The following is a 13,183-nucleotide window of genomic DNA, read 5'->3' as shown; positions in this document are numbered from 1 at the left end:
GACGGGTTAGTTAAGCCCGTCTGGATTGGCGGACAACTTTCTGTTGTTTAAATTTTGCCCGGTTAACAAAATAATTAATTATTTCATCGATATTTAGCAGGAAGAAGACAGGGTTATGTTCTAATAATGTTAAAGGTCGTTTAGCGTCTGGCTTGCGAACCATAAATTAAATGACGCAGTTTAACGAGGCGATAGCCCGTAACGGCGCACCGTTTTGCACTCTTTGTTCACCGGGAAAACACCATGATGATAAGAACCCCTGTTGGTAAACATAATGAACAAAGCGCGATTGACCTTTTTGTTATGCGCCCTGAATGGCGTAGTGTTGCCCGCGGCCATTGCCGCACCCTTGCCCAAAGCTGAATTTAACTGGCGTGCCGCCCCCAGCGAAGAACAGATAGCCACCTTAACGCTGCGTGACGCCATTCTCCGCGCTTTCGCCCGCAACCCGAAAATCTCGGAAGCGGCCGCACAAATCCACGTCGGTGAAGGCGATCTCGACGCCGCTAAAAGCGCCTGGTATCCGCAGATCTCTCTGCAGGGTGCGGCAGGCCGATCTCATCAGACCGACTCCGCCGGCAGCCTGAATAACAATGGGTCTGGCGGCATCATGCTCAGTCAGTTGCTGTACGATTTTGGCCGCACCGGCGGGGCCATCGATGAACAGCACGCCTTGTCCGATGCCTATCTCTTTGGCCTGTTCGACGCCATGACCACCGTGGCGGAAGATACGCTGCAGGCCTATCTGGACGTTAAACGTTACCAGGCGCTGGCGGAGACGGCCCTTACCAATATCGCCTCACTGGAGCGGGTACGGGATATCGCCCGACTGCGCGCCGATGCCGGCCTCAACTCACAATCGGACGTATTACAGGCGGAAACCCGCATCGCCGCCATGCATGCCACGCTGGAACAGTATCGGGCGCAGCTGCGTTCGGCCAAAGCGCAGCTGACGGTGCTGACCGGCGTGGTACCGGCTGGACTGCCGGAGTTGCCGCAGGCGCTGCTGAACCAGCAGATTACCCTCGACAAAATTGCCTACGCCAACAGCGCCGCGGTGCGCAGTGCCCAGGCTAAACAGGAAGCGGCACGCGAGCGGGTGCGTCAGGCGCAATCTGGTCACTGGCCAACCATCAAAGTTCAGGCGGGCCGGACCCGTTATGAGAACGATCGTCAGTCCTACTGGGATGATGAAGTCCAGCTACAGGTTGAAGCGCCGCTCTATCAGGGCGGGATGGTGAATGCCAGAACGCAATCCGCTGAAGGCGATCGTGAAGCGGCGCAGGCGGCAGTGCAGCAGGCCAAACTGACCATCAATCAGAATGCTTCTACCGCCTATGCCGACATGATTGGTGCGCAGCAGCGTCAGGCGGCCGGTGAAGTACAGCTGGCCAGCGCCGACCATACCCGAAACGTCTACGCCGATGAGTATCGGCTCAGTAAGCGCAGCCTGAACGATCTGCTGAGCGTGGAACAGGATGTGTTTCAGGCAGACAGTTCGCGTATCACCGCGCTTTACGATGGCTGGGATGCCACCGTGCGCTACGCCGCGGCGGTCGACAATCTGCTGGATATTCTGGGTATCGATCGTCAGCGCAGCAGCGGCGATCTCCTTCCTTCGCTGCAATAGCGAGCTTCTGTATTAAAAGGCATTAACGATGAGTGCACAAAACCTGAATACCGAAAACTGGATTGCCGCCATGCTGCGTGTGGCGGCGCGCTTCGGTAAGCCTGCCGACGGCAAAACCTTACGCCAGCAGATGCGCTGGTTTGAACATCTGCCGGTGGCACAGCAGCTTGAACGCCTCTCCGGGCTGCTCGGGCTGCATCTGACCATGGTGCCGCAAAACAAGCTGCGCTGGCGTCAGGAGATCACCCCGGTGGTGCTGGTGCTGGAAAACAGCAGCGTGGCGGTGCTGGAAGGCATCGATCCCGACGGCAGTGCGCGTTACTGGCTGAGTGAAGGCGGGGACGTAGTGCGTGAAGGCGCACTGTCCGAACTGCTGACCCGTAGCCAGGGCGATGTCGGGGTGATCGGCGTGGCGGCACGCGGCCGCGATGCGCGTATCGATGAGTTTGTTCAGCCCTATGAGCCGCACTGGTTCTGGAAAAATTTCCGCGGTATGGGCCGACGCATTACCGAGATCTCGCTGGCGTCGGTGATCAGCAACGTGCTGGCGCTGGCCGGGATCCTGTTCTCGATGCAGGTCTACGATCGGGTGATCCCGGCGCAGTCGCAGGCGACGCTCTGGGTGTTGTTTGTCGGGGTGCTGATTGCGGCGGCGATAGAGTATCTGATCCGCCTGATGCGTACTCAGTCTCCGACTTAATGGGTAAACGCATCGACCTGAAAGTCTCCGCCATGCTGTTTGCCCGGGCGATGAGCATCCGTAATGAAGCGCGGCCAAAATCGACCGGCTCATTTATTTCGCAACTGCGTGAAATTGATCAGGTGCGTGAACTGCTGACCTCGACCACGGTAGGTGCCGCCGCCGATCTGCCGTTTGTTATCCTGTTCCTGTTCATCATGTCATTTATCGGCGGCTGGCTGGTGCTGATCCCGCTGGCAGCGATCCCGCTGATCGTTATCCCTGGCATGCTGGTACAGATCCCGATGGCGCGGCTGGCGAAAGAGGGGCTGCGGGAAGGGGCGCTGCGTAATGCGGTGTTGGTGGAAACCATTGAAGGCATTGAAGATATTAAAGCGCTGCAGGCGGAACCCTATTTTCAGCGCCAGTGGGAACAGACGCACGAGGTCAGCGCTGCAATCAGTAACCAGCAACGCTTATGGGGCGCGCGGCTGACCGGCTGGGCCTCGACGGTGCAGCAGCTCACTTACGCCGGGATGCTGGTGTTTGGGGTCTACCTGATACTCGATTCGCAAATCACCACCGGTACCCTGGTCGCCTGTAGCCTGCTCTCTTCACGCACCATCGCGCCGCTGATGCAGCTCACGATGGTCTTTTCCCGCTGGCAGCACGCCAAAATGGCGATGAAAGGGCTGGATGAGCTGCTGAAGAAACCGCTCGATCAGCCTGAGGCCGCCACGCTGGCCCACTGTCCGACGCTCACCGGGCAGTACGATCTGCGTAACGTGCACTACAGCTACGACGAAGAGAATGAAAAGAACGTCCTCAACGTTCAGCAAATGCAGATCAAACCGGGCGAGAGGATCGCCATTCTCGGCAAAGTCGGCGCCGGCAAGTCAACCCTGCTAAAAATTCTCGCCGGTCAGGCGCTGGCAACTCAGGGCAAGGTGATTGTCGACGGCGTTGATATTGAACGCATCGATCCGATCGATCTGCGTCGTCAGCTCGGCTGGCTATCCCACGATTCGCGGCTCTTTTTTGGCACGCTGCGGCAAAACCTGATGCTGGGTAATCCGCACGCCAGCGAGCAGGAGATGCTGCAGGCGCTGCGCATCAGCGGCGCGTTGTCGCTGGTGCAGCAGGATGCGGCCAGTCTGGATCGCATTATTAATGAAGGCGGTCGTGGCCTGTCAGGTGGACAGCGTCAGATGGTGATGCTGAGCCGGATGATCCTGCGCCAGCCGCAGGTGGTGTTGCTGGATGAGCCGACGGCCGCGATGGATGAGCAGTTAGAGGAACATGTTATCCGTCAGCTACAGGGCTGGATCAGCGGTCGCACGCTGATCCTGGTTACCCACCGTCCGGCGCTGCTGAAGATGGTCGATCGTATTGTGGTGATGGATAACGGCCGGATCGTGGCCGATGGGCCGCGTGACGAGATCCTGCGCCGCGCCACCTCAACCGCCGCCCAGCCGGCACCGGGCCCGAATAAAGGAGATGCCGCATGAGTCTGGTGATGATTGATAAAGATCTGGCGCGCCATGAGCGCCGTACGTCCGCCATTATCTGGCTCTGTACCGCGGCGCTGGCAATTTTCCTTATCTGGGCGCACTTCGCCATTCTGGATGAAGTCACCGTCGGCACCGGCAAAGTGACGCCCTCCAGCCGGGCGCAGGTGATTGACAGCCTGGATGGCGGTATCGTCAAACAGCTCAACGTGCATGAGGGCGATATTGTCGAGAAAGGGCAGATCCTGGCGACGCTGGACCCGACGCGCTTCCAGTCCAACTTCGGTGAAGCTCAGGCCAAAGTGCGCACGCTGCGTGCCTCCTCGGAACGGCTGGACGCCGAGCTGTCAGGCACGCCGCTGCAGTTCAGCGCGGAGACCCTGAAGGAACCGCAGCTGGTGACGCGCGAAAGGCAGTTGTATGAATCCCGGCGGCGCAACCTGACGGAAACCATCAGCAACCTGCAGCAGTCGCTCAAACTGGTGCAGGATGAACTGCGTCTGACTGAGCCGCTGGTGGCCAAAGGCGCTGCCGGGCAGGTCGAGGTGATCCGCCTGCGGCGTCAGGTCAGCGACCTGCGCGGCAAAATCGATGAGGCGCGCAATGATTATCTGGTACGCGCCCATGAAGAGCAGGTGAAAAACAATGCTGAACTGGATGCGCAGTTGCAGGTAGCGGCGGGTAAAGAGGATCAGCTGATGCGCGCTACGCTCTATTCGCCGGTGCGCGGCATCGTTAAAGATATTCAGGTGACCACGGTCGGTGGCGTACTGGAGCCGGGCGGCAAGCTGATGGAGATTGTGCCGCTGGAAGATCAGCTACTGATCGAAACCCGCATCAATCCACGTGATATCGCTTATATCCGGCCTGGCCTGGCGGCAATTGTAAAAATCACCGCCTACGACTCCTCTATCTATGGCGATCTACCGGGCGAGGTGGAAATTGTCTCGCCGGATACGCTGCAGGATGAGGTTAAGCGCGATCAATACTACTACCGCGTCTACGTCCGCACGCAAAAGGCAGAGCTGACTAACCGCGCCGGGCGCAAATTCCCGATTGTGCCGGGTATGGTCGCCAATGTTGAAATTAAAACCGGCCAGAAATCGGTGATGGATTACCTGCTTAAACCGCTGAATAAAGTTAAAGAATCGCTGCGGGAGCGCTAATACCGCGATCCAGATATTATCTCAGTCTGCTTAATTACCGTGATAAATTAAGTGAGCAGATATATTGTCAGGCAAGCGGCAAATAACAGAAGGATTAACTTTCTGTGCCGCTTAATAACAATGTTAATTTAACCGGTAAAATCAAGTTTACGCAGATATAGCCGTAGCGGTGGATGACAGGCAAAAAAATGCCGGACAAACATGTCCGGCGGGAAATAAAGGGTAAACATCTCATTCGGGGTGAATGAAGGTAATAATGAAATAAATGATGATAGCGGGATCTATTGTATTACCTGATGACGCATAAGTTTTATCATTCAGTGCTTCAGAGTAATCTGATGTAACGCGTTGATAACAAAGGTGACAGAATCAGTTTGGCTTTTTGTGCCATATTTTTTATCGATGTGTGCTGGTTATTAGTTCCCCAGATATTACATTATGAAATAACTGTTTCGTACTCTGAAACACTTTTGGAAATTTAGTAGCATTTTCGTGATGGATTATTGCCCGATATAAAATAACAATGGCCTGCCGGCTGAATTTTTAATCATTCAGTTAGCAGTGGCAAATAATAAAGGCACATTACAGAGGGTAATAAAATGAAACGTCGCGTTCTCTCCCTGTTGGTCCCTGCGTTGCTGGTCGCAGCAGGATCGGCAAACGCAGCTGAAATCTACAATAAAGACGGCAACAAATTAGACCTGTTCGGTAAAGTCGATGGTCTGCACTACTTCTCCGATAATGATGGTTCTGATGGCGATCAGTCCTACGTCCGCTTTGGTTTTAAAGGCGAAACCGAAGTCAGCGACCAGCTGACCGGTTACGGCCAGTGGGAGTATCAGGCGGCGCTGAACAATGCCGAATCTGAAGGAACGGCTGACAGCTATACCCGTGTGGGCTTTGCTGGTGTGAAATTTGGTGATGCAGGCTCGTTCGACTACGGTCGTAACTACGGCGTCGCTTACGACATCGGCGCATGGACCGACGTTCTGCCGGAGTTCGGTGGTGATACCTATGGCGCGGACAACTTTATGTTCCAGCGCGGCAACGGTATGGCAACCTACCGCAACAGCAACTTCTTTGGCCTGGTCGATGGCTGGAACTTTGCGGTGCAGTATCAGGGCAAAAACGGCAATGGTGATGAATCACCGAATGGTCGTGATGTGCTGGGTCAGAACGGTGACGGCTGGGGCCTGAGCACCACCTACGATCTCGGTTCCGGTTTTGGTATTGGTGCGTCGGCATTCCAGTCTGACCGTACCAACGATCAGAACGGCAACCAGGCAGGTATCCTCGGCCGTGGTGACAAAGCAGAAGCCTACACCGGCGGTCTGAAATATGATGCCAACAACGTTTACCTGGCAGCGATGTACACCAAATCTTATAACGCAACCCGCTTCGGCAGCAGTGATTCCACCGCGTTTGGTTACGCTGATAAAGCGGAAAACTGGGAACTGGTGGCGCAGTATCAGTTCGACTTCGGTCTGCGTCCATCGCTGGCGTATGTTACCTCACGCGGCACCGACGTGCAGAACTGGGGCAAACAGAACCTGAAGAAATACATTGATGTAGGTGCGACCTACTACTTCAACAAAAACATGTCCACCTACGTGGATTACCAAATCAACCTGCTGGATGACAACCAGTTTACCGACGCGGCCGGTATCAACACCGACGACGTGGTAGCGCTGGGTCTGGTTTACCAGTTCTGATTTGTTCAGGTGCGCAGCCACGGCTGCGCACCTGCGTCATCATTCCTTTTCTTTTATCTCTTCTGCTGCTCGCCACGTTTTCGCTTTTGCAACGGTCGTGCCCGGTGAAACCACCGCGCCAAATCGGGCCCCTTCAAACGCGACGCCCCCCAGCGTAAAGGCCGAAAAGCTCAGCCACTGATGCCAGGCTGCCTGCAGGTTTTGTGAACTTTTCATTCTGCACCTCTCAGAGATAAACACTGTTTCAACAGTGCAGAATTCATGCCAGCTTTACCGCTCTGATAGCCACGGGCCTGCCGCGCACTCTGGTAAACTTGCCGCGCAGGTTAAGGCGGCGTATGCCCCGTTAAGGTGCAACACTGCTGATTAATGGCGCGACCGTGATAGCGACATGTGACGATGACGGCGCTGATGCCAGACTTTGTAGCTGCTAAAAATGAACAGACCCAGGGCAATGGCAAGAATCACATAGATCATCTGCTGCTCCTTTCATTAAACCTAACCGTTAAACGTAAATCGCCCGGTTACGGGCGGATGCATAGTAGATGACTGACTGATACTGTCGCCATTGGATAAAGTATTCAACCCTATTTTAACCTCTTTACCAGCCATTTATGCTCTGTAGCAGGAATAGATAAATTTTTACAAGTGAGGAGTGATGCGATATCAGATTAATCTGCTGTCTTTACCTTTTGCCATCCTGTTGTTAGCGGGCTGTGATAAGCCAGCGACAAGCTCCTCAATGGTGCTGGAAGGCAAAACCATGGGGACGGTATGGCGTGTCAGCCTGGCGGACGTCGCCAGCGAGCGCAAAGCGGAATTGCAGCAACGTATTCAGCAGCAACTGGACAGCGATGACGCCGAACTTTCTACCTGGAAACCCGATTCTAAGCTGTCACGGTTCAATCAGAGCCGCACACTGACGCCGCAGCCGGTCAGCGAGAACATGGCGGATATCGTCACGCTCTCCTTGCGCATTGGTGCTAAAACCGGGGGGGCGATGGATATCACCGTCGGACCGCTGGTCAATCTGTGGGGCTTCGGCCCGACAAAGCAGCCGATTCATATCCCGGATGAGGCGCAAATTGCCGCGGCTAAAGCGCAGACCGGCCTGCAGCATCTGCGGGTCATTCAGGGCGCAGGCGGCCAGTGGCTGCAAAAAGATCTGCCGGGCCTCTATGTTGACCTTTCAACGGTGGGCGAGGGCTTTGCCACCGATCATCTGGCTCGCCTGATGGAGCAGCTGGGGATCAACAACTACCTGGTTTCGGTGGGTGGCGCGGTACTGAGCCGTGGGCTGAACGCGCAGCATCAGCCGTGGCGGGTAGCGATTCAGAAGCCGACCGACCGCGAAAACGCGGTACAGGCGCGGGTTGATCTGGAGGGGCACGGCATCAGTACCTCTGGCAGCTATCGCAACTATTATGAACTGGACGGCAAGCGCGTTTCACACGTCATCGATCCCATTACCGGCCGGCCGATTGAGCATAGACTGGTTTCAGCTACCGTGATCGCGACCACCGCGCTGGAGGCTGACGGCTGGGATACTGGCCTGATGGTGCTTGGCAGTGAAAAAGCCAAAGCGCTGGCGATCCAGCAGCATCTCGCGGTCTATCTGATCAGTAAAGAAGGCGAGGGTTTCGTGAGCTGGATGTCACCGCAGTTTGCCGCCTTTTTGATTAAACCTGAGTCGACAGGAGCACCCTGATGTTAGATCTGTTTAGTGAAGAGCAACCCTGGCAGGAACCGCTGGCGGAGGGCGCGGTGATCCTGCGCCGCCGCGCGCGCGATGAGGCAGAAGCACTCTATCAGCAGATTCTGGCCATTGCTGACCAGAATCCGTTTGCCCATCGCATCACGCCGGGCGGCCATCGTATGTCGGTGGCGATGACCAACTGCGGCGATTTTGGCTGGTCGGTTGATTCGCGCGGGTATCAGTATCAGCAGCAGGATAACCTCAACGGGCAAAAATGGCCGCCTATGCCGCCACTGTTTCGCCACCTCGCGCAGGCCGCGGCGCGTGAAGCAGGGTTCCCCGACTTTCATCCCGATGCCTGCCTGCTCAATCGTTATGAGCCGGGCGCGAAGCTGACTCTGCATCAGGACAAAGATGAGAAAGATCTGCGTCAGCCGATCGTTTCGGTCTCGCTGGGATTACCGGCGGTGTTTCAGTTTGGCGGTTTTGAACGCGGCGACAGCACACAACGGGTGCTGCTGGAACATGGCGACATTGTGGTGTGGGGCGGGCCGTCACGCCTGCGTTATCACGGCATCCTGCCGCTCAAGCCAGGCGTGCATCCGCTGGTGGGTGCCTGGCGTTATAACCTGACGTTCCGCCGCGCCTTTTAATCCGCTGCGCGACCCGCGAAGCGTTGCGAATAACTATTGCTATCATTTTGCATCACATTACACTGCAGGCTGTTTTTTGACTGCTGGATTGCCTGCATGACGTTGTTAAGCGTTGTTTTTCGCCAGTTTCGCTGGCCTTTTATCGGGGTTATCGCGCTGACGCTGCTGAGCGCAGTGTTGGGTATTGGCATGATTGCCTTTATCAACCGCGAAATGATCGTCGCGATCAATAGCTCCTATACGGTTCTGCCGCAATTCCTGCTACAGCTGGTGGTGCTGATGGCGGTGACGCTGGCCTCCCAGCTGGCGCTGACCATGCTCGGCCATCAGTTTGTCTGGCGGATGCGCGGTGAATTTATCAAACGTATTCTGGATACCCGGGTGGAGCGCATCGAGCAGCTCGGCAGCGCGCAACTGCTGGCGGGACTGACCAGCGACGTGCGTGCCATTACCCTGGCCTTTGTGCGTCTGCCGGAGCTGATCCAGGGGATTATCATTACGCTCGGCTCGGCGTTTTATCTGGCCTGGCTCTCACCCAAAATGCTGCTGGTGACCAGCGGCTGGCTGGCCGTCACGCTGGTTGGTGGCTGGCTGCTGGTCTCCCGCGTCTATCAGCACATGGCGAAGCTGCGTGAAATTGAAGATCATCTCTATCGTGACTACCAGACGGTGATTGACGGACGTAAAGAGTTGCAGCTCAACCGCGAGCGCGCCCGTCAGATCTATGAAACGGTTTATCAGGAAGATGCCACCGCCTGGCGACACCATATCGTGCGTGCCGATACCTATCATCTCAGCGCGGTGAACTGGTCCAACATCATGACACTGGGCGCGATCGGCATGGTCTTTTTTATGGCCAACAGTCTGGGCTGGGCCAATACCGCGGTGGCGGCGACCTTTTCCCTGACGCTACTGTTTCTTCGCACGCCGCTGCTGTCGGCAGTGGGCGCGCTGCCGACCCTGCTCAGTGCGCAGGTCGCATTCCGTAAACTTAATGCCTTTGATCTTGCGCCTTATCAGCCTGATTTCCATGCATCGCCGTCAAAAGCAAACTGGCAGACGCTGGAACTGCGCGATGTCTGTTTTCATTACGGTGAAAACGGTTTTAAGGTTGGCCCGATTAACCTGACGCTGCGCCGCGGTGAACTGCTGTTCCTGATTGGCGGCAACGGCAGCGGTAAATCGACGCTGGCGATGCTGCTGACCGGGCTTTATCGGCCTCAGTCTGGCACGCTGCTGCTGGATGGCCAGCCGATAAACGCGGACGGGCTGGATCGCTGGCGTCAGCACTTCTCGGCCGTCTTCACCGATGTGCATCTGTTTGATCGGCTGATTGGTCATGAAGGAATACCGGCGAATCCGGCGCTGGTGCAGCAGTGGCTGGAACGGCTGAAAATGCAGGACAAGCTGAAGATTGAGGGCAATAAAGTGCTGAATCTTCAGCTCTCTAAAGGGCAGAGTAAACGGCTGGCGTTGCTGCTGGCGGTCGCCGAAGAACGGGATGTGCTGTTGCTGGATGAATGGGCAGCGGATCAGGACCCGCATTTTCGCCGTATCTTCTATCGTGAACTGCTGCCCTGGCTACAGGCGGCGGGCAAAACGGTGTTCGCTATCAGCCATGATGATCACTACTTTATCCATGCCGATCGGTTGCTGGAGATGCGGGAAGGGCAGCTGAGTGAACTGACCGGCAGCGAACGCGAACAGGCGACGCTGGACTCGGTACAACGCACCGATACCGGGCTTTGATGCAGGCTGGCAAAGCTTAGCAAAAAGGCATATTAGCTGCCTCAGCGGCTTACGGGTTATGCTGGAAATCAGCAGAGAGCCTGCTCTCTGCCATCCTGGAACTTCTTCTTTCGTCATGTGTTTACCCCGGCTAAGCCGTTTTGCTTAGCCGGTTTTTTTATCCCTGATGTGTCAGCAGGGTAATCACGCTATCCTCCCGCCATACAAATTCTGCCTGCAAGGTTGTGCCCAGGGTAAAACGATCGCTGAAGTGTTCGGTGAGCCGTAACGTGGCGCGCTGACGGCTGAGATCAACGGTTTCCAGCACCGCCTGCTGGAAGTCCATTGGCTGATGCAGCTGTGGCCACAGCGCTTTATAAAGCGACTCTTTTAGCGAAAACAACAGGGTAGCAGCCGCATTAAAACCAATAGGCAGCGCGCGCAACCGTTGCTGTTCCTGTGACGTCATCAGCAGTTCAGCGGTTTCATTCGCCGTCGCCTCTGACATCAGCTGTTCAACATCCACACCGATACAAATGGGCTGACGGGTCACTGCCAGCGCCACCATACCGGCGCTGTGAGACAGCGAAGCCTGCACGCCGTCGGGCCAGCAGGGGGAACGGTCGGGCCCATTCGTCAGAATGAAGTCATCAATGCCCAGTCGCGCCATCACTGTACGAGCCAGTTGCCGGCTGGCAAGGTATTCGGCCCGCCGCTTGTTCACCGCCCGTGCCAGCCGATCGGGCAGCGGTATTCCCCACGCGACGGCGAGAGAATCACGGTAATGTTGCGGGTTGAAGCGGCTCACCGCCAGCCAGGGATCGCTGTCGCTCAGATGCTGGGAAAGGATAAAGCCGCCTGCGGGAGACGGCAGCGGAACGTCGGGATAGCGCATGTGGTGCCTGACTGAAGCCAAAAGGGCATTAAATCAGGCACGGGATGCCGGAGCAAGCCGACCGCCGGGATCAGTCGTTCGGGGGAATGGCAAAACTTTTCAGTGAAACGACAAAATGGTGGTGACCTTTACTGATGCGAGCGCCGCGGTCGCACCAGTGGCTCGCCAGACGAAAGAAGTCGTCGCTGCCAATGTCGTACGCCAGTTCCACTTTGCTAATGCCTGAATGCAATAACGCTTCTGCATCCTTCAGGCTTTTCGCTTTGATCGCCATAAAAATTATCCATCAATTTCAGGGGAGTCCAGAGTAGGCAATTTCTGTGACATTTTTGTTTCAGTTTGATGAATTGGCGTCGCGTTCTGCTTATTTTGTGAGGCGGACTGGATTTCGCTGTAATGTGTAACCGGCTGAATGCATGACAGATGTTAGCTGACATGGCGAAGTTTTCTGAAAGCGCAGCCAGAGAAAAGGCCGCGTCTGGCGCGGCCTTAGTGGGTTACTTCTTGTCTGGCGGTGTTTGTTGCTTATCGCCGGACTCTGGTGCTTCGGTTGGATCGTCTTTTTCGATTGCTGTCATGAACTCTCCTATCGTTACCCACACGATCTTCAGTATAGATCGGAATAGGCAGAGTGCGAGCAAAGTGACCGTTTGATGACAAAAATCAGAGAGGCTGACTCGTGGAGTGCCCTTTCAGAGAGGGGTCGAAACTTAGCCCATGTCTGCAGAGTGTCAGAAAACAGAGTGGATAAAACAGGTTGTTACTTATTCAGAAAGCCATTTTTCAGCCCAGACTGATTCAGTAAGCAAATTTACGCTTAGCGGTTTACGAGCACGCCCGACGTCCTGCCCTTTAAGCTTCCATCCTGGTCTGAATTGCGGTGTATTACCTGGGGGGTATCTACATAATTAATTGAATTTAATCATTTTTTAAGGGGGTGGGAGGTTGATTGTTGTAATACGCATAGTCAAATGAGAATAAAATCCATTATAAAGATGGTTTATTGGTTAGCGGTGTTTTATTGACCTGAATCAAAATTCGCCTCTCAAATTAAGTTTAAAGTTTGCTCATTAATTTGCATCTAAAAATAACTTTAAGCTTCTTTACTGAGAATCCAATAATGAAAATTTCGATGATAGCCTTAGTCGTATGTAGCGTTGCTTCCGTGTCTGCTGTTGCTGGTGAGTTTGATACAGCCGCTGCTAATGCTCATGTGGCGGCAAAAGTTTCTGAAAATGCCAACATTGCTCAGGCAATAACAAGCCGGACTTATAATGACAATCCTAAATCAATGGAAAACATTGGTTATGCAAAAGCCGCTGATCGTGCTGACGTAAACGCTGCTAAGGCTCTGGATGCAAAAAATGCTGCTTTCTCCCAGGTGACCGGCTCAGCGTTGCGTGACCAGATTCAACAGCAACAATACAAAGCAATGGAACATAAAACTACAGTGCCTAATGAAAGGATGTCTGATATAAGGGAGTCTGTGACGACAGCGCCGGCAGTTCTCTCAAGT

At 55.0% G+C, this 13,183-nt stretch carries 11 protein-coding genes and 1 pseudogene; 8 read left to right on the top strand and 4 right to left on the bottom strand.

The genetic code is table 11. From position 1 onward, the window contains the following. The first annotated feature begins 274 nt into the window (after positions 1 to 274). The 4 genes and pseudogenes from HA41_RS04025 to ompC all read left to right on the top strand — a co-directional run bounded on the left by HA41_RS04025 (position 275) and on the right by ompC (position 6,695). Entirely contained in the window at positions 275 to 1,630 is a 1,356-nt protein-coding gene (locus tag HA41_RS04025; RefSeq protein WP_094119692.1) for a TolC family outer membrane protein, read from the top strand. A gap of 28 nt (positions 1,631 to 1,658) precedes the next feature. Continuing rightward, positions 1,659 to 3,817 (top strand): annotated as a pseudogene (locus HA41_RS04020) (type I secretion system permease/ATPase). Then, positions 3,814 to 4,983 carry a beta-barrel domain-containing protein gene (locus tag HA41_RS04015; RefSeq protein ID WP_094119691.1) on the top strand — a complete coding sequence of 390 codons (1,170 nt, stop codon included), beginning with the start codon at positions 3,814 to 3,816 and terminating at the stop codon, positions 4,981 to 4,983. Before HA41_RS04020 ends, HA41_RS04015 begins: the two are co-directional and overlap by 4 nt. A gap of 599 nt (positions 4,984 to 5,582) precedes the next feature. Beyond that, positions 5,583 to 6,695 (top strand): porin OmpC, encoded by a 1,113-nt coding sequence (gene ompC, locus HA41_RS04010; RefSeq protein WP_094119690.1) that lies wholly within the window; start codon positions 5,583 to 5,585, stop codon positions 6,693 to 6,695. Between the two features lie 39 nt (positions 6,696 to 6,734). Here ompC and HA41_RS21080 read toward each other — a convergent pair whose 3' ends face one another. Both HA41_RS21080 and HA41_RS21150 read right to left on the bottom strand, forming a co-directional pair. Beyond that, complete coding sequence (locus HA41_RS21080; RefSeq protein ID WP_167373373.1) at positions 6,735 to 6,911, bottom strand: hypothetical protein; 177 nt, start codon at positions 6,909 to 6,911, stop codon at positions 6,735 to 6,737. A 150-nt stretch (positions 6,912 to 7,061) separates the two neighbouring features. Beyond that, the gene (locus tag HA41_RS21150) at positions 7,062 to 7,172 is read right to left on the bottom strand and encodes a response regulator (protein ID WP_208612740.1); all 111 of its coding nucleotides are present in this window, start codon (positions 7,170 to 7,172) and stop codon (positions 7,062 to 7,064) included. A gap of 181 nt (positions 7,173 to 7,353) precedes the next feature. On the opposite strand from HA41_RS21150, the gene apbE reads away from it, so the two are divergent. The 3 genes from apbE to HA41_RS03990 all read left to right on the top strand — a co-directional run bounded on the left by apbE (position 7,354) and on the right by HA41_RS03990 (position 10,793). Then, complete coding sequence (gene apbE / locus HA41_RS04000; RefSeq protein WP_208612739.1) at positions 7,354 to 8,403, top strand: FAD:protein FMN transferase ApbE; 1,050 nt, start codon at positions 7,354 to 7,356, stop codon at positions 8,401 to 8,403. Further along, positions 8,403 to 9,044, top strand: a complete 642-nt coding sequence (gene alkB / locus HA41_RS03995) for a DNA oxidative demethylase AlkB (RefSeq protein ID WP_094119688.1) — start codon at positions 8,403 to 8,405, stop codon at positions 9,042 to 9,044. The genes apbE and alkB overlap by 1 nt, the downstream gene beginning before the upstream one ends. 96 nt (positions 9,045 to 9,140) lie before the next feature. Further along, the gene (locus tag HA41_RS03990; protein WP_094119687.1) at positions 9,141 to 10,793 is read left to right on the top strand and encodes a multidrug ABC transporter permease/ATP-binding protein; all 1,653 of its coding nucleotides are present in this window, start codon (positions 9,141 to 9,143) and stop codon (positions 10,791 to 10,793) included. 157 nt (positions 10,794 to 10,950) lie between these two features. Here the strand turns inward: HA41_RS03990 and HA41_RS03985 are convergent, their stop codons facing one another. Both HA41_RS03985 and HA41_RS03980 read right to left on the bottom strand, forming a co-directional pair. Further along, a complete protein-coding gene (locus HA41_RS03985) occupies positions 10,951 to 11,667 on the bottom strand; it encodes a 4'-phosphopantetheinyl transferase family protein (protein WP_094119686.1) in 717 nt (238 codons plus the stop codon). Between the two features lie 70 nt (positions 11,668 to 11,737). Continuing rightward, on the bottom strand, positions 11,738 to 11,941 hold the full coding sequence (locus tag HA41_RS03980) for a hypothetical protein (RefSeq protein WP_031377240.1): 204 nt from the start codon (positions 11,939 to 11,941) through the stop codon (positions 11,738 to 11,740). 846 nt (positions 11,942 to 12,787) lie between these two features. On the opposite strand from HA41_RS03980, the gene HA41_RS03975 reads away from it, so the two are divergent. Further along, positions 12,788 to 13,183: hypothetical protein (locus HA41_RS03975; protein ID WP_143807249.1), on the top strand; the 396-nt coding region annotated here is incomplete at its 3' end.

The organism is Pantoea conspicua (genome assembly GCF_002095315.1).
Lineage (GTDB): Bacteria > Pseudomonadota > Gammaproteobacteria > Enterobacterales > Enterobacteriaceae > Pantoea > Pantoea conspicua.
This window is presented reverse-complemented; position numbering and strand designations above follow the sequence as displayed.